Raw genomic sequence first — 23,896 nt, forward strand, 5'->3', positions numbered from 1 at the left:
ACCTTTTATTGCACAGCAAACTGCTGGCGAACCTTACGCATCAGCAGGAATAACCATGGCCAGAGCACACCGTTTACTACACTACTCCAGAACACTTCCGGTCGGAAAGAGACGTTGATCACTAAAAACTCTGCCCAGAAAACAACGATATCCGCAGCGAGCGACAATAGCATCACCACCAGGGCCTGTTGCCAGAGCGCAAGGTTACGAAAGAGCTGGAATTTGAGTGCGACGAGGTACGCAATAATGCTCATGGACAAGGCGCGCACGCCAAGCGTAGAGCCGCTAATGAGATCCAGTATGGCACCCATCACGAAACCTGTGCCGACATTTACGCGATGCGGCAGGGCAAGGATCCAGTAGAGTAAAATGAGCAATACCCAGTTTGGCCGGAAAACGAGAATGTCATCCGGCCAGGGCATCACTTGCAGTAACAGTGCAATGAGAAACGAGAGCCAGATGACCCAGCGTCCCTGGCTGCGATAGCTTGCCACTACTGCCCTCCCGAAGAGAGTTTAGGCGGTGGCGGCGCATCCGGCAGCGGCTGCGTTAACCCGGTTGCCGGCGCCGGTACTGGCGCAGGCGGCCCCATGGAATCCGCAGGCGGGAGAACCTGCGGCATCATCTGCATCAGGCGCTCATTTGCTACGCGATGCACCTCTTCAGGCGTCATCGGATTAGCACCGTTACGATCGGCGCCCCACAGCAGCAGCAGATAGCGCAGACGCTGCAAACCGGCGGTTGGACGCGCCTGAATCACGGTATAGGCACGCTGAGTATCCAGCTTGACCGAAGAGACCACCGCAACCGGATAGCCTTCAGGGAAGCGTCCACCCAGGCCGGACGTCACCAGCACGTCGCCCACGCGGATATCCGTGTTAGCCGGCAGGTGTTCCAGCTGCAGGTCGTCCGTACAGCCGTTACCGGCCGCAATCACGCGGATGTCGTTGCGCAGGACCTGGATCGGCAGCGCATGCGTGGCATCGCAAATCAGCAGCACGCGGCTGGTCAGTTTGGCCACGGCAACAACCTGGCCCACGACGCCTTTATCACTGATAACAGGCTGACCTTCATACACCCCGTTCACGCTCCCTTTGTCGATCACAACCTGATCGCTGTAGGGGTCGTTCACGGTGGAGATTACCTGCGTGACCATTTTCTGCTCATCCTGACGCAGCGGCGAGCCGAGCAGTTCACGCAGACGCGCGTTTTCCTGCTTGTATTGCCCCAGCATCAGCAGTTCGCTGTTTTTGAGCAGCAGTTCCTGACGTAATGCCCGGTTTTCGAGTTCGAGTTGGTCGCGCGAAGACAGCGTTTGAGAAACGGAGTCGAGCAGTTCACGGGGACCATTTGAAACAAAGTAGAAAGGACTGACGGCGGTATCCATGTACGTTCTGATCTGGCTGAACGTACCGAGGCGGCTATCGGCAATAATGACCCCAAGCGCAACCAGAACCGCCAGGATGAGGCGAAACTGTAGCGATGGGCCACGGCTAAAAATTGGCTTCATAGGCTATGCGTATTCTCGCGTCAGAGAGAAAGGGTAGCAAATTGCTACCCTCTCAAACTCGACTACTCTTCGCTGAACAAATCGCCGCCGTGCATGTCGATCATTTCCAGCGCCTTGCCACCACCACGGGCGACGCAAGTCAGTGGATCTTCTGCAACTACGACAGGAATACCTGTCTCTTCCATTAACAGGCGGTCGAGGTTACGCAGCAGCGCACCACCACCGGTCAGAACCATACCGCGCTCGGAGATATCGGACGCCAGCTCTGGTGGACACTGTTCCAGCGCAACCATTACCGCGCTCACGATGCCCGTCAGTGGTTCCTGCAGTGCTTCCAGAATTTCGTTGGAGTTCAGGGTAAAACCGCGTGGAACACCTTCCGCCAGGTTACGGCCACGTACTTCGATCTCACGCACTTCATCGCCCGGGTACGCAGAGCCGATTTCGTGTTTGATACGCTCTGCGGTGGCTTCACCGATCAGAGAGCCGTAGTTACGGCGCACATAATTAATGATGGCTTCATCGAAGCGGTCACCACCGATACGTACGGAAGAGGAGTAGACTACGCCGTTCAGAGAGATAACGGCCACTTCAGTGGTACCACCACCGATATCCACCACCATAGAACCGGTAGCTTCGGAAACAGGCAGGCCCGCTCCGATGGCTGCAGCCATTGGCTCTTCAATCAGGAACACTTCACGTGCACCTGCACCCTGGGCAGATTCACGGATTGCGCGACGTTCTACCTGGGTTGCGCCAACCGGCACACACACCAGAACACGCGGGCTTGGACGCATGAAGCTGTTGCTGTGAACCTGCTTGATGAAGTGCTGAAGCATTTTTTCAGTCACGAAGAAGTCGGCGATAACGCCGTCTTTCATTGGGCGAATGGCGGCGATGTTGCCAGGGGTACGACCCAGCATCTGCTTCGCGTCATGACCCACAGCGGCCACGCTTTTCGGCGAGCCCGCACGATCCTGACGAATGGCCACAACAGAAGGCTCATTCAATACGATGCCTTGTCCTTTTACATAAATAAGGGTATTCGCGGTACCCAGGTCAATGGACAGGTCATTGGAAAACATGCCACGAAATTTTTTCAACATACTAAGGGATAATCCTGAAAGCTGGGGCGGAAAACAAAATCCGCTTACTTTACCAACCACACGCAGCAGCGACAAGGCGCAAAAATCATCTGCAACGGTGAAAATTTGTGCAGTACGTTTCCTGATGTTACAAAACCATCCCCTGACTCCCTCAGGGCTGAGTAAACAGTAGCGTTCCCCACTGACGTTTGTAACCCGTTACAGGTCGTTCACTGGCTTTTTGCTCGACATACTCAAAGCTACAGGCGCGATATTCTACGTGAAAACAGCGTAAACGGCAGGTCAAACAGAGTATCTTTGCAAATATTTTTTCACGTTGGTGTCAAGCGGTTGAGAGGCAGCAAAAAAATCCCCCTGACCACCCATCACACCGCGCTCTGTTAACATCTGCCATTCGCTTCTGGAGCGCACGCCCGCGGCAAATACTTGTGTTCGCGTTCCCTTGCATGCTTCAACCAGACTCTGTACCAGCAGCTGGTTTTCCGTACGCTTCTCAATATTCCTTACCAGCCCCGGATGTAGCTTTAATAACTCCACATCCAGCTCCTTGATCCAGTTGGTACTGACCAGCGTTAAACCTGCCTGCGTCACCGCTACTCGCGCACCCAGCGCATTAATCAAACGTACCACCGGACGTAACCGGCTGATGTGTTGACCTACGTCGGCCTCAGCAAGTTCAAAAATAATGTGTTTGCGTTGCGATTTTTCGCATTGCATTAATGTATCACGTAGCCAGCGCTGAAAACGTGGGCGTATTAACGACTCCACGGTGACCTGTAACGCCAGGTTTTCTTCAGGCCAGAAGGATAAAAACGGAATCAGCCGGGTAATTTGCTGGCGGTCATACTCTTCGGACAGGCCAAATTGCAGCACCATCGGCAGATATTCCGCAGAGATGACCTCTTCCGTACCGTCAAAAATACGACACATCAGTTCACGGTGATGAACGTTGCCGTTTTTCATGACCGCGGGTTTTTGATAAATACGTGGCCCGCCGCGGCTGAGCATTTGCTCAATCAGCGTTCGCCAGCGCACGTTGCCGCGCCCTTTTTCCGGCAGCGAGTCATCATAAACCGCCCACCCGTTCGCCCCCTGCAACACGGCGTTGCGGGTAGCGGCTTCCGCATGCTCCATCACCTGTTCCGTGGATTGTCCGCCACGCCAGGCGCAGATCCCCATGTGGACCATATCGTCCCTGTCGAGCATTTTGCTCTGCGGCAGCGCATCCACCGCCTTCAGCAGCTGGCTGGCGATGCTTTCCGACTCCTTCAGCGTGCGGTGAGGCAACAATACGGCAAAGTCGCTGCGGTGATAGCGGGCCAGCAGCGCGCCCGGGTAGCGCATAATAAAGGTGGAGAGCAGGTTGATCAGCGTAAAGAGGTTTTCTTCCGCGACCCGCTGTCCCCAGGTGTCGCGCAGGAGATCGAAATCGGGCAGGCGAATCATCATCACCACCCCGTGTGTCCCCACTTTTTCTGAATCGTCGAGCAGCGTGGCGAGCTGATTATCAAAGAACAGACGGTTGTTAAGGCCGGTTTTATTATCCTGCGCCGCATAAGAGCGGATCAGCGTATCCATACGGCTGCGCTGATCGCTGGCAAACTGGATTTCGGAGAGCAGGGTATCCAGCGCGCTGCTGGCGCGCGACGGCCACTCGTGGACGGAGCCACGCACCTGCGGGCCGCGTTCACCGTTAAGGATCCGCACAGAGCGCATCTCCAGCAGCTCCTGACCGGAGAGCTGGCGGCGCAGCCAGCGGACCGCGAGAAAGATCAGCAGGACGATAAACGCAACGGCGACGGTGAGCGGCGCGGTGGTCATCATGGAACGGAAATAGCTCGCCATCGGATCGAGGTAGACCATGTGTATGGTCATCCCCGGATTTTTAAGGGAGTGCACCGTCACGTCCCGATACTGGCTCACCACGCCCGCGGGCAGATAACTTCCCGGCCGTTCGTGGCTTAAAACACGGTGCTTTCCCTGCAGAATGTCGATCTGAACGATATCAACAGGTACCATCAACTCATCGAGCTCACGGGAGAGCGCCGGCAGCGGCGTCGTCAGCAGACGCGTATCAATCACCGATGCAACAGACTGTACCCGGTTAACCAGCTTGTCCTGAATGGCGGTGTAAAAGCTCAGGGAGCAGCCCATAAGCGTGACAAAAATGGTAAGCCCCGTCAGCAAGGTGATAAAAGCCGAGAACTTCGTCGTTAATCGCATCCTTGAGATTACTCCGTGGGTTGATGGGGTAGCGAGTAAGCGCTAACTTGCATTTCAAATGCGGCATACTACCAAATCGGGCGTATCTGGCAATTTATTGCGTTAAATCGGCATTGCGTTTCCCTGAGCGAGTATAGTCTTCAGAAATTATTTTCCAATCATCTGAGTCGAGAGGACCCCCGTATGCAGGCTTTGATCTTAGAACAGCAGGACGGCAAAACGCTTGCCTCAGTGCAGGCGGTTGAAGAGAGTCGCCTGCCGGAAGGCGAAGTAACCGTCGACATCGACTGGTCCAGTTTAAATTATAAAGACGCGCTGGCTATTACCGGTAAGGGTAAAATCATCCGAAATTTCCCTATGGTGCCGGGGATTGATTTCGCAGGCCGGGTTCATACCAGCGAAGATCCGCGTTTCCATGCGGGCCAGCAGGTGCTGCTTACCGGCTGGGGCGTAGGTGAAAATCACTGGGGCGGGCTGGCAACGCAGGCGCGCGTGAAGGGCGACTGGCTGGTGCCAATGCCGAAAGGCATGGATGGCCGCAAGGCGATGATCGTCGGCACGGCAGGCTTTACCGCCATGCTGTGCGTGATGGCGCTGGAAGATGCGGGTATCCGCCCTGAGTCGGGTGAAATTGTCGTCACTGGCGCCAGCGGCGGCGTGGGCAGCACGGCGGTCACGCTGCTGCACAAGCTGGGCTATCAGGTCGCTGCGGTTTCCGGCCGTGAAAGCACCCATGACTATCTGCGCCAGCTCGGTGCCAGCCGCATTCTCAGCCGCGACGAATTTGCCGAAACCCGCCCGCTGGAAAAACAGGTTTGGGCAGGGGCGGTGGATACCGTCGGCGATAAGGTGCTGGCAAAAGTCCTGGCGCAGATGAACTACGGCGGCTGCGTGGCAGCCTGCGGTCTGGCGGGCGGATTTGCCCTACCAACCACCGTGATGCCATTTATTCTGCGTAACGTACGCCTGCAGGGTGTGGATTCCGTGATGACCCCGCCGGCTCGTCGTCATGAAGCCTGGGAACGGCTGGTGCGCGATCTGCCTGAATCTTTCTATACCCAGAGCGCAACGGAGATAACCCTCAGCCAGGCGCCGGAATACGCCAGTAAGATCATGGACAACCAGTTCCACGGTCGTGCGCTGGTGAAAATCGCCTAATCTTCAAATTTTCGTGACATATTCGCGCGAATCCCTCTCCTCCGTCATGCTTAGAAAAACGCATGACGGAGGATGCCATGAAAAACCGAAAACTGACGGAAGCCGACGTAACGTCCGAGTCTGTCTTTATGTTACAGCGCCGCCAGATCCTGAAAATGCTTGGCATCAGCGCCACTGCCCTGACGCTCTCTCCGGCGGCACACGCCGACCTGCTCGACTGGTTTAAAGGCAACGATCGGCCGAAGGCCCCTTCCGGCGCCCCGCTCACCTTTACCAAACCCGCCCAATGGCAAAACAAACTGACGCTCACGCCGGAAGATAAAGTCACCGGCTACAATAACTTCTACGAATTTGGTCTCGATAAGGCCGATCCTGCCGCGAACGCCGGAAGCCTTAAAACCGATCCGTGGACGCTGAAGATTGATGGCGAAGTGGCGAAACCCCTGACGCTGGACCACCACGATCTCACCACCCGTTTCCCGCTCGAAGAGCGTATCTATCGCATGCGCTGCGTGGAGGCGTGGTCGATGGTGGTGCCCTGGGTCGGCTTCCCGCTGCATAAACTGCTGGCGATGGTTGAGCCCACCAGCAACGCAAAATATGTCGCTTTCCAGACGCGCTATGCGCCGGACGAGATGCCCGGGCAGAAAGATCGGTTTATCGGCGGCGGGCTTGAGTATCCGTATGTGGAAGGGTTACGCCTCGACGAAGCGATGCACCCTCTTACCCTGCTGACCGTCGGTGTTTATGGCAAAGCGCTTCCGCCGCAGAACGGTGCCCCAATCCGTTTAACCGTACCCTGGAAATATGGTTTCAAAGGGATTAAATCTATCGTCAGCATTAAGCTTACCCGTGAGCGTCCGCCAACCACCTGGAATCTGGCGGCCCCGGACGAATACGGCTTCTTCGCCAACGTGAACCCGCACGTGGATCATCCGCGCTGGTCGCAGGCAACCGAGCGGTTTATCGGTTCCGGCGGTGCGCTGGACGTGAAGCGCCAGCCGACGCTGCTGTTTAACGGCTATGCGGATGAAGTGGCCTCGCTTTACCGTGGTCTCAATTTACGGGAGAACTTCTGAGTGCGTTTAACGGCAAAACAGATTACCTGGCTGAAAGTACTGCTGCACCTGGCCGGGCTGCTTCCTTTTATATGGCTGTTCTGGGCCGCCAGCCAGGGGCTCTTTAGCGCAGACCCGGCAAAGGATATCCAGCATTTTACCGGTCGGATGGCTCTGAAATTTTTGCTGGCCACCTTGCTCGTCTCGCCGCTGGCGCGCTACGCTAAACAGCCATTATTGATTCGCACGCGTCGGCTGTTAGGGCTATGGTGTTTTGCCTGGGCGACGCTGCACCTCACCAGCTATGCCCTGCTGGAGTTGGGAATTAACAATCTGGCGCTGCTTGGCCGCGAACTGGTGACGCGTCCTTATCTGACGCTCGGTATCGTGAGCTGGGTGGTTTTACTGGCGTTAGCGCTGACATCCACGCAGTATGCGCAGCGAAAACTGGGCAGGCGCTGGCAGCTGCTGCACAACTTCGTCTATCTTGTCGCGATCCTCGCCCCCATTCATTACCTGTGGTCGGTGAAGATCCTCTCCCCGCAGCCGGTCCTTTATGCACTGGCGGCCGTGGCGCTTTTAGCATGGCGTTATAAGAAGTTCCGCCAGTGGTGGCGATAGTTCGCGAAACTGTGCGTTTTCCCGCAGATTGGCCGTCAACCGCAAATCTTTTTCGGATAGCGGTTGATAATCTTCCCTGATAAGACCAGTATTTAGCTGCTAAATGCTACGAAATCGTTATAATGTGCGACCTTGGTTCGCCTGACAGCGGTTTTAAGCCTCTGAAAAGGTGACATTTGCGCTTTGAAGGTATATTTTGTTTTTTACCCGAAAATCGCAGGAGATAGCGGCATAATGACTGATAAGTTCCATATCTTAGTTTTGAACGGACCGAACCTGAACATGCTCGGCACCCGTGAGCCAGAGAAGTACGGCACGCTAATATTGGGTGAAATTGTTAACCGTCTGGGAACGGAAGCAGCGTCACTGAATGTGGATTTGGATCATTTTCAGTCGAATGCGGAGTACGCACTCATCGACCGTATTCATCAGGCTAAAGACACTGTGGACTATATCCTGATCAATCCGGCCGCGTTTACGCACACCAGTGTTGCTATCCGCGACGCACTGCTCGCGGTGAGTATCCCGTTTATCGAGATCCACCTGAGTAATGTGCACGCCCGAGAGCCATTCCGCCACCACTCGTATCTGTCAGATATCGCTGCTGGCGTTATCTGTGGACTGGGCGCTGACGGCTATTCATACGCTTTACAGACAGCGGTAAAACGCTTGTCACAATCACACTAAACAAGAGTACGGAACCCACTCATGGATATTCGTAAGATTAAAAAACTGATCGAGCTGGTTGAAGAATCAGGCATCTCCGAACTGGAAATTTCTGAAGGCGAAGAGTCTGTACGCATCAGCCGTGCAGCCCCAGCCGCTAGCTTCCCGGTAATGCAGCAAGCTTATGCTGCGCCAGTGCAGCAGCCTGCGCTTTCCGCAGCCGTTGCGCCAGCAGCTGAAGCCGCACCTGCCGCTGCAGCAGAAATCAGTGGTCACATCGTACGTTCCCCAATGGTTGGTACTTTCTACCGCACCCCGAGCCCGGACGCGAAGGCGTTCATCGAAGTGGGTCAGAAAGTCAACGTAGGCGATACCCTGTGCATCGTTGAAGCGATGAAAATGATGAACCAGATCGAAGCAGACAAATCAGGTACTGTGAAAGCGATTCTGGTCGAAAGTGGTCAGCCGGTTGAATTTGACGAGCCGCTGGTCGTCATCGAGTAACGAGGCGTACATGCTGGATAAAATTGTTATCGCCAACCGCGGCGAGATCGCACTGCGTATTCTTCGTGCCTGTAAAGAACTGGGCATCAAGACCGTCGCTGTGCACTCAAGCGCGGATCGCGATTTAAAACACGTATTGCTGGCGGATGAGACGGTCTGTATTGGCCCGGCTCCGTCCGTAAAAAGCTATCTGAACATCCCGGCTATCATCAGCGCCGCTGAAATCACCGGCGCGGTGGCAATTCATCCGGGTTACGGCTTCCTCTCTGAGAACGCCAACTTTGCTGAGCAGGTTGAACGCTCTGGCTTTATCTTCATCGGCCCGAAAGCCGACACTATCCGCCTGATGGGCGACAAAGTGTCTGCTATCACCGCGATGAAAAAAGCCGGTGTTCCAACCGTACCAGGCTCTGACGGCCCTCTGACCGACGACATGGATGCTAACCGTGCTCATGCTAAACGCATTGGCTACCCGGTTATCATCAAAGCGTCCGGCGGTGGCGGCGGTCGCGGTATGCGCGTTGTGCGTAGCGATGCTGAACTGGCTCAGTCCATCTCCATGACCAAAGCAGAAGCGAAAGCCGCTTTCAGCAATGACATGGTGTACATGGAAAAATACCTGGAAAACCCACGCCACATCGAAATTCAGGTGCTGGCTGACGGTCAGGGTAACGCGATCTATCTGGCAGAACGTGACTGCTCGATGCAGCGTCGTCACCAGAAAGTGGTCGAAGAAGCACCAGCACCGGGCATTACCCCAGAGCTGCGTCGCTACATCGGCGAGCGTTGCTCCAAAGCGTGTGTCGATATCGGCTATCGCGGTGCAGGTACCTTTGAGTTCCTGTTCGAAAACGGCGAGTTCTATTTCATCGAAATGAACACCCGTATTCAGGTTGAACACCCGGTTACCGAAATGATCACCGGCGTTGACCTGATCAAAGAACAGCTGCGTATCGCTGCAGGCCAGCCGCTGTCCATCAAGCAGGAAGAAGTTGTGGTGAAAGGCCATGCGGTAGAGTGCCGTATCAACGCCGAAGACCCGAACACCTTCCTGCCAAGCCCGGGTAAAATCACGCGTTTCCACGCGCCGGGTGGCTTTGGCGTGCGTTGGGAATCTCATATCTACGCCGGTTACACCGTACCGCCGTACTATGACTCAATGATCGGCAAGCTTATCTGCTACGGCGAAAACCGTGACGTGGCGATTGCCCGCATGAAGAACGCCCTGCAGGAGCTGATCATCGACGGTATCAAAACCAACGTTGATCTGCAGATGCGCATTATGAGCGACGAGCACTTCCAGAATGGTGGAACCAACATCCACTATCTGGAGAAAAAACTCGGTCTGCACGAGAAGTAATACAGCATCTTTGCGAAAAGGCCGGATTATCCGGCCTTTTTTATTTCTGGGGCCTGGAAAGCCTCATCATGTACAATCCCCGCTTTCTTCATCCACAAGGGACAAAAAATGGACAAGCGTTTTGTTCAGGCCCATAAAGAAGCGCGCTGGGCGCTGTGGCTGACCCTTCTCTATCTCGCTGCATGGTTAGTGACTGCTTACTTACCAGACTCAACCACAGGCATCACCGGCCTGCCGCACTGGTTCGAAATGGCGTGTCTGCTGGTGCCGCTGATTTTTATTTTGCTCAGCTGGCTGATGGTGCGCTTTATCTTCCGCGATTTCCCGCTGGAGGACAGTGATGCAAACTGAAATCATCACCGTACTGGTTGTCTATTTGATCGTGGTATTTGGTCTCTCTTTCTATGCCATGCGCAAACGCAGTACCGGATCGTTTCTGAGCGAATATTTCCTCGGCAGCCGTTCCATGGGCGGGTTTGTGCTGGCGATGACGCTGACCGCCACTTACGTGAGCGCCAGTTCGTTTATCGGCGGGCCGGGAGCCGCATACAAATACGGCCTGGGCTGGGTATTGCTGGCCATGATTCAGGTGCCCACAATCTGGCTGTCGCTGGGCATTCTGGGCAAAAAATTTGCCATTCTCGCCCGTCGCTATAACGCCATTACGCTGAACGACATGCTGCAGGCGCGTTATCAGAGCCGTGCGGTGGTCTGGATTGCCAGTATCAGCCTGATTGTCGCCTTCGTTGGCGCCATTGCCGTTCAGTTTATTGGCGGCGCGCGCCTGCTGGAAACGGCAGCGGGTATCAAGTACGAGACCGGGTTGCTCATCTTCGGGATCACGATTGCGCTGTACACCGCGTTTGGCGGTTTCCGCGCCAGCGTACTGAACGACACCATGCAGGGCATGGTGATGCTGATAGGCACCCTGGTGCTGCTGGTTGGCGTCATCTACGCGGCCGGCGGGTTACACAATGCGGTGCAAACGCTGGAACAGATTGATCCTAAGCTGGTCAGCCCTCATGGTGCTGACGATATCCTGACGCCCGCGTTTATGACCTCCTTCTGGGTGCTGGTTTGCTTTGGGGTTATCGGTCTGCCGCACACCGCCGTGCGCTGTATCTCTTATAAAGACAGCAAAGCCGTTCACCGTGGGATTGTGATTGGTACCGTCGTTGTCGCCCTTCTGATGCTGGGAATGCATCTGGCGGGCGCGCTGGGTCGGGCCGTATTACCTCACCTGACCGTGCCGGATCAGGTGATCCCTACGCTGATGGTGCAGGTTCTGCCGCCGTGGGCCGCCGGGCTGTTCCTTGCTGCACCGATGGCGGCAATCATGTCCAACGTTAACGCGCACCTGCTTCAGGCTTCCGCCACTATCATCAAAGATCTGTGGCTTAGCGCGCGTCCGGCTAAAATGCATAATGAGCAGAAGCTTAAACGCATCTCAACCTGGACCACGCTGGTGCTCGGCATTCTGATGATGCTCGCCGCATGGCGTCCGCCGGAGATGATCATCTGGCTGAACCTGCTGGCATTTGGTGGGCTTGAGGCTGTATTCCTGTGGCCGCTGGTGTTAGGGCTTTACTGGGAACGCGCAAACGCGGCAGGCGCGCTGAGCGGCATGATCGTCGGCGGTGTGCTGTATGCCGTCCTCGCAACGTTTAAGATTCAGTACCTGGGCTTCCATCCGATTGTGCCTTCGTTACTGCTAAGTTTACTGGCGTTTGTGGTGGGGAACCGTTTCGGTCAGCCCGTCCCACAGCCCGCTATGATTTCTACTGATAAATAAAGAGTTTTGCCATGCCGTGGATCCAACTAAAACTGAACACAACCGGCGCTAACGCCGAGGAACTGAGCGATGCGCTGATGGAGGCCGGCTCGGTCTCCATCACCTTCCAGGACACGCATGACACGCCGGTCTTTGAGCCGCTGCCGGGCGAAACCCGCCTGTGGGGCGATACCGACGTTATTGGCCTGTTTGATGCCGAAACCGATATGAAAGAGGTTGTCGCGATTCTGGAGAATCATCCTCTGCTGGGCGCGGGTTTTGTGCACAAAATCGAACAGCTGGAAGACAAAGACTGGGAACGCGAGTGGATGGATAACTTCCACCCGATGCAGTTCGGCAAACGTCTGTGGATCTGCCCAAGCTGGCGCGACGTCCCGGACGAGAATGCGGTCAACGTGATGCTCGATCCGGGCCTGGCGTTTGGGACCGGCACTCACCCAACCACGTCCCTCTGCCTGCAGTGGCTTGATGGGCTGGATCTGGACGGTAAGACAGTGATCGACTTCGGCTGTGGATCCGGGATCCTCGCGATTGCAGCCCTGAAACTGGGCGCGGCAAAAGCCATCGGGATCGATATCGATCCGCAGGCGATTCAGGCCAGCCGCGATAATGCCGAGCGTAACGGCGTTTCCGACCGTCTGGAGCTGTATCTGCCGGATGCTCAGCCAGACGCCATGAAAGCCGATGTGGTGGTCGCAAACATTCTGGCGGGCCCACTGCGCGAGCTGGCCCCGTTAATTAGCGTGCTGCCCGTTGAGGGCGGTCTGCTGGGGCTTTCCGGTATCCTGGCGAGCCAGGCCGACAGCGTATGTGAAGCCTACGCCGATCTCTTTGCCCTTGACCCGGTAGTGGAAAAAGAAGAGTGGTGCCGCATCACCGGCCGTAAAAAATAAGCATTTGGCGTGGTCATCTGACCACGCCTCTCCCCCTCTGATAATCCTCTCTCCCCCGTTCATTCTTCGGTAAAATAACCACACAAATCATGTTGATTTGTATTACAAAAATTCACCGGAAGAATATGATGAAACACATTACAGGCAAGGCAGCGCTGCTGGCGCTGAGCATGATCTCGGCTTCAGCATTCGCATCACACTGGAGCTACGAAGGGGAAGGTTCGCCGGAACACTGGGGCGAGCTGGACGAGGCATACAAGACCTGTCAAAGCGGAATGAACCAGTCTCCCATTAATATTGATTCGACCGCTAACGCCCATCTTTCCCCGCTACAAACCCACTACGTTGATGGCCCTGTTACGCTGACAAACAACGGCCATACCATTCAGGCAAGCGAACAGGCTGACACCCGCGATACCCTTACTCTCGATAAGCAAACCTGGACATTACAGCAGTTCCATTTCCATGCGCCGAGCGAAAACACCGTTCATGGCAAGAAATATGCGATGGAAATGCACCTGGTTCATAAAAATGCCGGTGGAGAACTGACGGTGGTGGCGGTAATGTTTGATAAAGGGGCCGCAAACCCGGAGCTTGAAAAACTGTGGCGCGTTATGCCTCAGCAGGCCGAGCAGAACGTCTCCATTAAACAGGATCTTAATCTGAACAAACTGCTGCCAAAAGATAAAACGTACTGGCGCTTTAGCGGCTCATTGACCACCCCTCCGTGTTCAGAAGGCGTCACCTGGATTGTGCTTAAGCAGCCCCTGACGGTTTCTGCAGAACAGCTTGATAGATTCACCCATACAATGCATCACGATAATAACCGTCCGGTACAGTCGCTGCACGGGCGCGTTGTGGTCGAATAAGACGCATTTTTCGCATGACGATCATGTTCTAAAATGCGACGCAGATCGCAAAGAAGTGGGGAAATCTGCTGCTAAAAACAGCAGATTATCCCGCTTCAGCGAAGCATTTATTCAGAAATGATGAGAAGTTACGGGAAATTGTAAGCGCCCATAAAATAACCATTCTCGTATAACATAATGATTTAAATAATGAATAATTTTGAACAGGAAGATTGAGCGGCGATTCCTTGATCTACAACAGTGGATTGTTCAAAGTTTGGCCTTTCATCTCGTGCAAAAAATGCGTAATATACGCCGCCTTGCAGTCACAGTATGGTCATTTCTTAACTCATGCGCATCGGACACCACCAGCTTAGAAATCGCCTGATCGCAGCCCCTATGGCAGGTATTACAGACCGGCCGTTCAGGACGCTGTGCTATGAGATGGGAGCCGGTTTAACCGTATCCGAGATGATGTCGTCTAACCCGCAGGTTTGGGAAAGCGATAAATCCCGCCTTCGGATGGTGCACGTTGATGAACCAGGTATTCGCACCGTGCAAATTGCCGGAAGCGTGCCTGAAGAGATGGCAGATGCCGCGCGGATTAACGTGGAAAGTGGTGCCCAGATTATTGATATCAATATGGGGTGCCCGGCCAAAAAGGTGAATCGCAAGCTTGCAGGTTCAGCCCTTCTGCAATACCCCGACCAGGTGAAAGCTATCCTGACGGCGGTTGTCAGCGCAGTGGACGTTCCTGTTACGTTGAAGATTCGCACGGGTTGGTCGCCGGAACACCGTAACTGTGTAGAGATTGCCCAACTGGCCGAAGACTGTGGCATTCAGGCCCTGACCATTCATGGACGCACTCGCGCCTGTTTGTTCAACGGTGAAGCTGAATACGACAGCATTCGGGCAGTTAAGCAGAAAGTTTCCATTCCGATTATCGCGAATGGCGACATAACTGACCCGCTTAAAGCCAGAGCTGTACTCGACTATACGGGAGCTGATGCTCTGATGATAGGACGTGCCGCTCAGGGAAGACCCTGGATCTTCCGGGAAATCCAGCATTATCTGGACACTGGGGAGCTGCTTGCCCCGCTGCCTCTGGCAGAGGTTAAGCGCTTGCTTTGTTCGCATGTTCGGGAACTGCATGACCACTACGGTCAGGCAAAAGGGTACCGAATTGCGCGTAAACACGTCTCCTGGTATCTCCAGGAGCACGCTCCAGATGACCAGTTTCGGCGCACATTCAACGCCATAGAGGATGCCAGCGTACAGCTGGAGGCGTTGGAGGCATACTTCGAAAATCTTGCGTAATGAAATAAAGAGCTGACAGAACTATGTTCGAACAACGCGTAAATTCTGACGTACTGACCGTTTCTACCGTTAACTCTCAGGACCAGGTAACTCAAAAGCCCCTGCGTGACTCGGTTAAACAGGCACTGAAGAACTATTTTGCTCAACTGAACGGTCAGGATGTTAATGACCTGTATGAGCTGGTACTGGCTGAAGTTGAACAGCCACTGTTGGACATGGTGATGCAATACACCCGCGGTAACCAAACCCGCGCTGCGCTGATGATGGGTATCAACCGTGGTACTCTGCGTAAGAAACTGAAAAAATACGGCATGAACTGATACTAATCAGTTAAATGCTTGTTTAAAAAGGCGCTCTTCGGCATGGGGAAGCGCCTTTTTTATTACCCGTGCCTCTCCGTCAACGCATTGTAAACCTTCGCTTCTCCCGCTTTTCAACCACGGTTTTTCGTGTATATTTCCCCCACCTTACTGGCGTTCTTTCTGCGGAATGACACAATGATTCGTAAATACTGGTGGCTGGTTGTCTTTGCAATCTCCGTTCTCCTTTTCGATGCACTCCTGATGCAGTGGATTGAACTGATGAGCACCGAAACCGATAAGTGTCGCAATATGAACTCCGTCAATCCGCTGAAACTCGTGAACTGCTCAGAGCTCGACTAACCGTCCGATTGCGCAAGTCACCCCGTTATTACCCACTAAAAACGGGGATTTAAATCCCTTTGAGCCATTACCTGACGGTGATAATGTCTCGCCCTTCTCAACCGCTCTAGCGTAACCCCACACTCGAGTAGAACCGTCCATGCTGGTCAGCCAATACAACCATATCCTTGTTGTCCTCTCCTTTGTTGTTGCCATCCTTGCTGCGTATACCGCGCTGAACATGGCTGCACGCGTCGCCGGGAGTGAGGGCGTCGCTGCCCGCGTCTGGCTGGCTGGAGGCGGTATTGCAATGGGTATTGGCGTGTGGGCCATGCATTTCATCGGCATGCTGGCGATGGACCTCTCCATGAGCATGAGCTACAACGCCACCCTGACGGTGTTATCCATGGCTATCGCCGTGGGTTCGTCGCTGTTTGCGCTATGGCTCGTGAGCTGCGAGCAATTACGCTTGCGCCGACTGCTGCCCGGCGCGCTGGTGATGGGGAGCGGTATTGTTGCTATGCATTACACCGGCATGGCGGCGCTGGAAGTGATGCCGGGGATTATCTGGGACAAGGTCTGGGTGGCCATTTCGGTCGTGATTGCGCTTGCCGCTTCGCTCGCAGCATTATGGCTGACCTTCCGCCTGCGTCGCGAAGCCGCGCAGGTCGTGCTGATGCGCATGGGGGCCGCCATCACGATGGGGATTGCCATTGCCGGTATGCACTATGCCGGGATGAAAGCGGCGCAGTTTCCCATGTCCACAATGGTTCATCATGAGGGGATTAACGGGAGCTGGCTGGCGGTACTGGTCAGCGTCGTCGCGCTCTCTATTCTTGGGATCACCCTGCTGGTGTCGATGCTGGATGCCCGCCTTCAGGCACGTACCGCCCTTCTGGCTTCGTCGCTGGCAGAAGCTAACCGGGAACTCGCTCAACTGGCGCTGCACGATACCCTGACGCGTCTGCCCAACCGTATCCTGCTGGAAGACAGACTCGATCAGGCCATCAGCAAAGCCGATCGTGAAGGGAACCATTTTGCCCTGATGTTCATGGATCTCGACGGCTTTAAAGCCATCAATGACGCCTACGGCCATGATGTCGGTGACAGGCTGCTGGTCGCCGTTACGCAGCGTCTGCTGCTTCTCCTGAAAGGCCAGTTCACCCTTGCACGTATCGGCGGTGATGAGTTTGTTCTGCTGGCAGAGGGTGAAGGTCCGGACGACGCGGCATCGCTGGCGAATTCGCTGGTCCGCGCGATCGATAGCCCGTTCAATCTCGGCCCCTATGAACTGGTGGTGACCCTCAGCATTGGTATCGCGCTGTATCCTCACGACGGTAAAACCGAGCGTGAGCTGATGTTTAACGCCGACGCGGCGATGTATCACACGAAGCATATGGGCCGTAACGGTTACCACTTTTTCCAGCCCTCCATGAACACCCTGGCGCAGACCCATCTCCAACTAATGAACGATTTGTGGATGGCGATCGATCGCAATGAGCTGCGCCTGCTGTATCAGCCAAAATTCCACGCCCCCGCAGGTCCTGTTCTCGGATTCGAGGCGCTATTGCGCTGGCAGCATCCTAAGCAGGGGTTACTGACGCCAGAACTTTTTCTGCCGCTGGCGGAAAAAACGGGGCTGATCATCCCCATTGGCAACTGGGTGATTAATGAAGCCTGTCGCCAGCTGCGGGAATGGCATCTTCAGGGGCATCAAAGCTGGTCAATGGCGGTAAACCTGTCGACACTGCAGTTTGAACAACCTTCGCTGGTTAAAACGGTTCTCGACTGCCTGGCACTTCACCATGTACCACCGGAAATGTTGATCCTCGAAGTGACGGAAACCACGGCGATGAGCAACCCGGATGAGAGCGTACGGGTGCTGACAGAGCTGACGGATGCGGGCGTGAAGGCCTCCATTGATGATTTTGGCACCGGATATTCGAGCCTGCTGTATCTCAAGCGCTTACCGGCCTGTGAATTGAAAATCGACAGGGCGTTTGTGAAAGAGCTCAGCGGCGAAAGCGAGGATGCCACTATTGTCTCAGCGATCGTGGCCCTCGCTAAAACACTTAACCTGAAAGTCGTGGCAGAAGGTGTGGAAACCGAAGCACAGCAAGCCTTTTTAACCGAGCTGGGCTGTAACACCCTTCAGGGCTATCTGTTAGGTAAACCCGCCAGCGCGCAGACCATAGAAGCACTTTGTGCCCGAGGGGAGATGTTACCTGGCGCTGAGCTGTAAGCCCCCTCATCAGGCGACACGCGAATGACAGGAAGTGTCGCCAGTATGCTATCGACCAGAGCGGGTGCCTGCTGATAAAGATTAAAACTGTCGTTATTCATTAACCAGTTTTTAATTATTCCGCTAAAAAAACCGTGGAATACAATCAAGGTGAGATCAACATTCACCTTTGGCGAAATGATATTGCGCGAAATACAGGTCTCCAGCGTGGCGCGTAGCGTGTCATCATTGAATCCAATACGCTTTCTGATTTCACGCTCTGAAATCATATCGCTGCTAAATTCACACTTATGATACAGAATTTGTAAAAGCGCACATTGCCGGGGTTCATGGGCAATATACTGCAGCGCGGTAATAAACTGCTCACGAAGTTTTAACAACGGGTCGTCGCTATCGGAAAGGGAAAGCCTGTCGCGAATAATGTCGCGAAGCGGTAATTGCTGTTCCCAGATGGCATTAAATATTTCAGATTTACTGGTGAAGTGCCAATAGATCGCGCCGCGCGTCACCTTAGCAGCATCAGCGATATCCGTCAGCGTCGTGCTGGCTACGCCACGCGTCGCAAACTGTCCGATAGCCGCCTCAATCAGCTGCTGCCGGGTTAGTTGAGCCTCTTCTTTCTTTTTACGCGCCATAGGTAACTACCCGTTACTCACAAGGTTTAAAGGTAATATTGCGTTCATGCAAATGTAAGTATTCACTAAAATCCGTTTTAATTTTGCACAAAAAAAGTCAACCCTCTTAATTTATAATTAATACAAATACATCGAATCAATTAAATTCATGAAGTGAATAATTAGACAACATTAATCCCATTTACCTGATTAACATGCCTGAAGTATATCCCCGAATGGACCAGGTCTGATTCTGATTTTTTTCTACAAGCATGGTCATTCGCACTTATAAATTAAAAAACATTAAATACCCTCATTATTATACGCAGCTACATTTTATTTTTTATCCCTCTGCCCCAGCTACCGGTTCGCGACATATATCGGTTAATGGGTATTTAAAGGAACAGTAATGACGAATCATTTCAGACGCTTGCCCTTATCCGGTTTCATTGTCTGCGCGGTACTGCTCACTGGATGCGATGGTCAGGAAAATCAACAACAACACCTGCAGGCGCCTCAGGTCAGCGTGCATATTGTGAAAAGCGCGCCTCTGGCTGTCACCACTGAACTCCCGGGCAGAACAGATGCATTTCGCGTTGCGGAGGTTCGTCCTCAGGTTAGCGGTATTATCCTTCGCCGCAACTTTGCGGAAGGTAGCGATGTAAAAGCGGGTGAGTCACTTTACCAGATTGACCCCGCGACCTATCAGGCGGCCTATGACAGCGCGAAAGGCGAACTGGCGAAGGCTCAGGCTGCGGCCAATATTGCGCACCTGACGGTGAAACGTTATCTCCCGCTGGTAGGCACCCAATATGTCAGTAAGCAGGAGTATGACCAGGCCGTGGCGACGGCTCAGCAGGCAGATGCCAGCATGGTGGCCGCAAAAGCCGGCGTTGAAAGCGCACGTATCAACCTTGCCTACACCAAAGTGACCTCTCCTGTTGATGGTCGTATCGGGAAATCCAGCGTGACCGAAGGGGCGCTTGTGACGAATGGGCAGGCCGCAGCGCTGGCAACGGTCCAGCAGCTCGATCCGATTTATGTCGATGTCACCCAGTCCAGTAATGATTTTATGCGCCTGAAACAGACGAGTCTGCAAAAAGGCGATACCGCCAGCAGCGTTGAACTGCTAATGGAGAACGGGCAGCCCTATCCGCTGAAAGGCACGTTGCAGTTCTCTGACGTCACGGTCGATGAAAGTACCGGCTCGATTACCCTTCGCGCCATTTTCCCGAACCCTCAGCATCTGTTATTACCCGGCATGTTTGTTCGCGCCCGCATTGATGAAGGCACCCAGCCGGACGCGATTCTGGTTCCACAGCAAGGCGTGACCCGTACACCGCGAGGCGATGCAACCGTCCTGGTGGTGAACGATAAAAACCAGGTTGAGCCGCGAACCGTCGTGGCCCCTCAGGCAATTGGCGATCGCTGGCTGGTGACGGAAGGGCTGAAAAACGGTGACCGCGTGATTGTCAGCGGGCTACAGAAAGTCAAACCGGGGGTAACCGTCGTCGCCACGCCGGATACCACCACGACTCCAGCCGGTTAAGGGACGACGACATGGCTAATTTCTTTATTCAGAGGCCGGTTTTCGCCTGGGTACTTGCCATCATTTTGATGATTGCAGGCGGGCTGGCCATTCTCAAACTTCCCGTCGCACAGTATCCGACCATTGCCCCTCCCGCCGTGGCGATATCCGCGACCTACCCGGGAGCGGACGCTCAAACGGTGCAGGATACCGTGACCCAGGTTATCGAACAGAACATGAACGGTATCGATAACCTGATGTATATGTCCTCCACCAGCGATTCAGCGGGTAACGTCACCATCACCCTGACCTTCGAGTCAGGAACCGACCCGGACATCGCTCAGGTGCAGGTGCAGAACAAGCTGCAGCTCGCCATGCCGCTGCTACCGCAAGAGGTTCAGCAGCAAGGGATTGGCGTGGAGAAATCCAGCAGCAGCTTCCTGCTGGTCGCCGGTTTTGTTTCAGACAACAAAAGCCTCACGCAGAACGACATCTCTGACTATGTCGCCTCAAACGTCAAAGATGCCATCAGCCGAACGTCTGGTGTCGGTGACGTTCAGCTGTTTGGCGCTCAGTATGCGATGCGCATCTGGCTCGACAGCAACGCGATGAACAAATACCAGCTGACGCCGCTGGATATTATCAACCAGTTGAAAACCCAGAACGATCAGATAGCGGCAGGCCAGCTGGGCGGAACGCCGTCCATTCCAGGGCAGCAGCTGAATGCCTCGATCATCGCGCAAACTCGTCTGAAATCACCGGAGGAGTTTGGCCGCGTGACGCTTAAGGTGAACCAGGACGGCTCGATGGTTCATCTGAAGGACGTGGCTCGCATTGAGCTGGGTGGCGAAAACTACAACATGGTCACTAAAATCAACGGGCAGGCGGCAACCGGCCTGGGGATTAAGCTGGCAACCGGGGCAAATGCGCTGGACACTGCGGCAGCCATCAAAAGCAAGCTGGCGCAGCTGCAGCAGTTCTTCCCACAGGGGCTGAAAGTTGTCTATCCCTATGACACCACGCCTTTCGTGAAAATCTCCATCCACGAAGTGGTGAAGACCCTGTTTGAAGCGATCGTTCTCGTCTTCCTGGTCATGTACCTGTTCCTGCAAAACCTGCGTGCGACGCTCATCCCGACTATCGCGGTGCCGGTCGTTCTGCTGGGTACCTTCGCGGTTCTGGCGGCGTTTGGTTTCTCCATCAATACCCTGACGATGTTCGGCATGGTGCTGGCGATAGGTCTGCTGGTCGATGACGCTATCGTGGTCGTTGAGAACGTTGAACGTGTCATGGTCGAGGACAAGCTGCCGCCGAAAGAGGCCACGCAGAAGTCGATGGAGCAGATCCAGGGCGCACTGGTGGGGATCGCCATGGTGCTCTCGGCGGTCTTTATTCCGATGGCCTTTTTTGGCGGCTCGACGGGGGCAATCTATCGCCAGTTCTCGCTGACTATCGTTTCCGCTATGGCGTTGTCCGTACTGGTTGCGCTAATCCTGACGCCCGCACTCTGTGCAACGTTGCTTAAGCCCGTATCCGGCGACCATCATGAGAAAAAAGGGGGTTTCTTCGGCTGGTTTAATGCGCTCTTTGATAAAAGCGTGGAGCACTACAGCAACAGCGTGAGCGGTATTTTGCGTAAGACAGGGCGCTATCTGGTGGTGTACGTCATTATTGTCGGTGGCATGGCGGTGCTTTTCCTGCGCTTGCCCACCTCCTTCCTACCCGAAGAGGATCAGGGGGTATTTATGACGATGGTTCAACTCCCGGCAGGTGCAACCCAGACGCGTACTCAGCAGGTCCTCGACCAGGTTCAGGATTACTATCTGAACAAAGAGAAGGCGAACGTTGAATCCGTCTTTACCGTAAACGGCTTTAGCTTTAGCGGCCAAGGTCAGAACTCCGGTATTGCATTCGTCAGCCTGAAGCCCTGGGAGGAGCGCCCGGGGTCGGAAAATGGCGTCGAAGCCATTGTGGGTCGCGCGACGAAAGCCTTCAGTCAGATTAAAGATGGCCTTGTGTTCCCGTTTAACCTGCCTGCAATTATTGAGTTGGGTACCGCCACGGGCTTCGACTTTGAATTGATCGATCAGGCTAACCTGGGGCACACCCAGCTGACGCAGGCGCGTAACCAACTGCTCAGCATGGTGAAAGAGCACCCTGACCTGCTGGTTCGCGTGCGTCCTAACGGTCTTGAAGATACGCCTCAGTTCAAGCTGGATGTCGATCAAGAGAAAGCGCAGGCGCTGGGCGTCAGTCTTTCTGACGTCAACCAGACGATTTCGACGGCCTTAGGTGGTACCTATGTGAACGACTTTATCGATCATGGCCGCGTGAAAAAGGTCTACGTACAGGCCGACGCAAAATTCCGTATGTTGCCAGGCGATATTAACAACCTTTACGTGCGCAGCGCGAATGGGGAAATGGTCCCGTTCTCAGCCTTCAGCAACGCTCACTGGGTCTATGGTTCACCTCGCCTGGAGCGCTATAACGGGATGCCCTCTATGGAGATCCTGGGTGAATCAGCCCCGGGTAAAAGTACCGGTGAGGCCATGGTTATGATGGAAAGTCTCGCGGCAAAACTGCCTTCCGGCATCGGCTATGACTGGACGGGGATGTCTTATCAGGAGCGGCTCTCGGGTAACCAGGCGCCTGCACTGTACGCCATTTCACTGATCGTGGTGTTCCTGTGTCTGGCAGCGCTGTATGAAAGCTGGTCCATTCCGTTCTCCGTTATGCTGGTTGTCCCACTGGGGGTCATTGGGGCGCTTCTCGCAGCGTCGCTGCGCGGGTTGAATAATGACATCTATTTCCAGGTCGGCCTGCTGACGACGATTGGTTTATCGGCGAAAAACGCCATCCTGATCGTCGAATTTGCTAAAGACCTGATGGATAAAGAAGGCAAAGGCATTATTGAAGCCACGCTGGAAGCTTCCAGGATGCGCCTTCGACCGATCCTGATGACGTCCCTGGCCTTTATCCTTGGCGTCATGCCGCTGGTGATCAGCACCGGGGCCGGAAGCGGCGCCCAAAATGCCGTCGGTACGGGGGTTATGGGGGGAATGCTTTCCGCAACGCTTTTGGCGATTTTCTTCGTGCCCGTCTTCTTTGTGGTTGTTCGGCGATGGTTTACTCACCATAAAGAGTAATGTTCCCCTGAAAAGGCACCTCTGGTGCCTTTTTTTATTTTTAACATAAACAATAAATTAGGCTTTACATAAAGGCAGTGTTTAAACATGATGATTTGCATTAAGTAAAAACAGCCCCTTACATCTTCATAATGTCTCCATTAATTCCTCCTGAAACCGACTTTTCTCCACGATTTTTACAAACTACATAATTTGAGATTATTCCTCGTGTAACGAGGACTTACCCCGGTGGTAAAATAACCTCCAGTTCGTTAATAGCCCTCCTGGCTTTATGGCGGATGAGAAATAATACTGAGGTAACATCATGAAAAGATTCATTTCCGTTGCACTTCTCGCTGCGCTGCTTGCTGGTTGCGCGCACGACTCTCCATGTGTACCGGTTTACGACGACCAGGGCCGACTGGTTCATACCAATACCTGTATGAAGGGCACCACCCAGGATAACTGGGAGACTGCGGGTGCTATCGCCGGCGGTGCTGCCGCAGTAGCGGGTTTGACGCTGGGTATTGTTGCTCTGACGAAGTAACATCTGTTCAGAAAGCGCGGCTCTGCCCGCGCTTTTGCTTTTAATGAGTGCAGTATTTTCAAATAAGTAAAAAAATAGCCCCGTATTTATTCACGTAATTAATACAAGCCTGAAGTTAGTCACAACTTTTTCGCATACTCATT

Annotated in this window: 22 protein-coding genes; 17 read left to right on the top strand and 5 right to left on the bottom strand. The window is 54.2% G+C overall.

Features of this window, described 5'->3' with window-relative positions:
- Positions 1–5: 5 nt before the first annotated feature.
- The 4 genes from mreD to csrD all read right to left on the bottom strand — a co-directional run bounded on the left by mreD (position 6) and on the right by csrD (position 4,839).
- Positions 6–494, bottom strand: a complete 489-nt coding sequence (mreD, locus tag AC2TE5_RS20605; protein WP_023309399.1) for a rod shape-determining protein MreD — start codon at positions 492–494, stop codon at positions 6–8.
- A complete protein-coding gene (gene mreC, locus AC2TE5_RS20610) occupies positions 494–1,510 on the bottom strand; it encodes a rod shape-determining protein MreC (RefSeq protein ID WP_023309400.1) in 1,017 nt (338 codons plus the stop codon). Before mreC ends, mreD begins: the two co-directional genes overlap by 1 nt.
- 62 nt (positions 1,511–1,572) lie before the next feature.
- Complete coding sequence (gene mreB / locus AC2TE5_RS20615) at positions 1,573–2,616, bottom strand: rod shape-determining protein MreB (RefSeq protein WP_000913396.1); 1,044 nt, start codon at positions 2,614–2,616, stop codon at positions 1,573–1,575.
- A 282-nt stretch (positions 2,617–2,898) separates the two neighbouring features.
- Complete coding sequence (gene csrD, locus AC2TE5_RS20620; RefSeq protein ID WP_213328841.1) at positions 2,899–4,839, bottom strand: RNase E specificity factor CsrD; 1,941 nt, start codon at positions 4,837–4,839, stop codon at positions 2,899–2,901.
- A 183-nt stretch (positions 4,840–5,022) separates the two neighbouring features.
- Here csrD and acuI point away from each other — a divergent pair, with 183 nt between their 5' ends.
- From acuI to AC2TE5_RS20690, 14 genes are all read left to right on the top strand, one after another.
- Positions 5,023–5,997 carry an acrylyl-CoA reductase (NADPH) gene (acuI, locus tag AC2TE5_RS20625; RefSeq protein WP_159515024.1) on the top strand — a complete coding sequence of 325 codons (975 nt, stop codon included), beginning with the start codon at positions 5,023–5,025 and terminating at the stop codon, positions 5,995–5,997.
- Between the two features lie 77 nt (positions 5,998–6,074).
- Positions 6,075–7,076, top strand: a complete 1,002-nt coding sequence (gene msrP / locus AC2TE5_RS20630) for a protein-methionine-sulfoxide reductase catalytic subunit MsrP (protein WP_121424800.1) — start codon at positions 6,075–6,077, stop codon at positions 7,074–7,076.
- Complete coding sequence (gene msrQ / locus AC2TE5_RS20635) at positions 7,077–7,676, top strand: protein-methionine-sulfoxide reductase heme-binding subunit MsrQ (protein WP_213328838.1); 600 nt, start codon at positions 7,077–7,079, stop codon at positions 7,674–7,676. It abuts the gene before it with no gap.
- Positions 7,677–7,910: 234 nt separating this feature from the next.
- Positions 7,911–8,363, top strand: a complete 453-nt coding sequence (gene aroQ / locus AC2TE5_RS20640) for a type II 3-dehydroquinate dehydratase (RefSeq protein ID WP_484612286.1) — start codon at positions 7,911–7,913, stop codon at positions 8,361–8,363.
- 21 nt (positions 8,364–8,384) lie between these two features.
- On the top strand, positions 8,385–8,846 hold the full coding sequence (accB, locus tag AC2TE5_RS20645) for an acetyl-CoA carboxylase biotin carboxyl carrier protein (protein WP_010436174.1): 462 nt from the start codon (positions 8,385–8,387) through the stop codon (positions 8,844–8,846).
- A 10-nt stretch (positions 8,847–8,856) separates the two neighbouring features.
- The gene (gene accC / locus AC2TE5_RS20650) at positions 8,857–10,206 is read left to right on the top strand and encodes an acetyl-CoA carboxylase biotin carboxylase subunit (RefSeq protein WP_010436177.1); all 1,350 of its coding nucleotides are present in this window, start codon (positions 8,857–8,859) and stop codon (positions 10,204–10,206) included.
- Positions 10,207–10,314: 108 nt separating this feature from the next.
- Positions 10,315–10,557: a YhdT family protein gene (locus tag AC2TE5_RS20655; RefSeq protein ID WP_063143609.1), complete on the top strand. Its 243-nt coding sequence runs from the start codon at positions 10,315–10,317 to the stop codon at positions 10,555–10,557.
- Positions 10,547–11,998: a sodium/pantothenate symporter gene (gene panF, locus AC2TE5_RS20660; protein ID WP_032650448.1), complete on the top strand. Its 1,452-nt coding sequence runs from the start codon at positions 10,547–10,549 to the stop codon at positions 11,996–11,998. The genes AC2TE5_RS20655 and panF overlap by 11 nt, the downstream gene beginning before the upstream one ends.
- Before the next feature lie 11 nt (positions 11,999–12,009).
- Entirely contained in the window at positions 12,010–12,891 is an 882-nt protein-coding gene (gene prmA / locus AC2TE5_RS20665) for a 50S ribosomal protein L11 methyltransferase (protein ID WP_032639765.1), read from the top strand.
- Between the two features lie 128 nt (positions 12,892–13,019).
- Positions 13,020–13,760, top strand: coding sequence for a carbonic anhydrase (locus tag AC2TE5_RS20670; RefSeq protein WP_213328941.1), 741 nt, complete (start codon positions 13,020–13,022; stop codon positions 13,758–13,760).
- A gap of 330 nt (positions 13,761–14,090) precedes the next feature.
- Positions 14,091–15,056, top strand: a complete 966-nt coding sequence (gene dusB / locus AC2TE5_RS20675; protein WP_023309409.1) for a tRNA dihydrouridine synthase DusB — start codon at positions 14,091–14,093, stop codon at positions 15,054–15,056.
- Between the two features lie 23 nt (positions 15,057–15,079).
- Positions 15,080–15,376: a DNA-binding transcriptional regulator Fis gene (gene fis, locus AC2TE5_RS20680; protein ID WP_000462905.1), complete on the top strand. Its 297-nt coding sequence runs from the start codon at positions 15,080–15,082 to the stop codon at positions 15,374–15,376.
- A gap of 177 nt (positions 15,377–15,553) precedes the next feature.
- Positions 15,554–15,718, top strand: coding sequence for a DUF2556 family protein (locus tag AC2TE5_RS20685; protein WP_193941273.1), 165 nt, complete (start codon positions 15,554–15,556; stop codon positions 15,716–15,718).
- A gap of 139 nt (positions 15,719–15,857) precedes the next feature.
- The gene (locus AC2TE5_RS20690) at positions 15,858–17,939 is read left to right on the top strand and encodes a putative bifunctional diguanylate cyclase/phosphodiesterase (RefSeq protein ID WP_484612287.1); all 2,082 of its coding nucleotides are present in this window, start codon (positions 15,858–15,860) and stop codon (positions 17,937–17,939) included.
- Here AC2TE5_RS20690 and envR read toward each other — a convergent pair.
- Positions 17,855–18,574: an acrEF/envCD operon transcriptional regulator gene (envR, locus tag AC2TE5_RS20695; RefSeq protein ID WP_213328836.1), complete on the bottom strand. Its 720-nt coding sequence runs from the start codon at positions 18,572–18,574 to the stop codon at positions 17,855–17,857. The two genes, AC2TE5_RS20690 and envR, sit on opposite strands and share 85 nt — an antisense overlap.
- A 388-nt stretch (positions 18,575–18,962) precedes the next feature.
- Between envR and AC2TE5_RS20700 the strand changes: the two genes are divergently transcribed.
- From AC2TE5_RS20700 to AC2TE5_RS20710, 3 genes are all read left to right on the top strand, one after another.
- Complete coding sequence (locus AC2TE5_RS20700; RefSeq protein ID WP_484612288.1) at positions 18,963–20,102, top strand: efflux RND transporter periplasmic adaptor subunit; 1,140 nt, start codon at positions 18,963–18,965, stop codon at positions 20,100–20,102.
- Between the two features lie 11 nt (positions 20,103–20,113).
- Positions 20,114–23,227, top strand: coding sequence for an efflux RND transporter permease subunit (locus tag AC2TE5_RS20705; protein WP_484612289.1), 3,114 nt, complete (start codon positions 20,114–20,116; stop codon positions 23,225–23,227).
- A 304-nt stretch (positions 23,228–23,531) separates the two neighbouring features.
- The gene (locus tag AC2TE5_RS20710) at positions 23,532–23,753 is read left to right on the top strand and encodes a lipoprotein (RefSeq protein ID WP_008502867.1); all 222 of its coding nucleotides are present in this window, start codon (positions 23,532–23,534) and stop codon (positions 23,751–23,753) included.
- Positions 23,754–23,896 lie beyond the last annotated feature (143 nt).

The organism is Enterobacter sp. N5-15 (genome assembly GCF_057221635.1).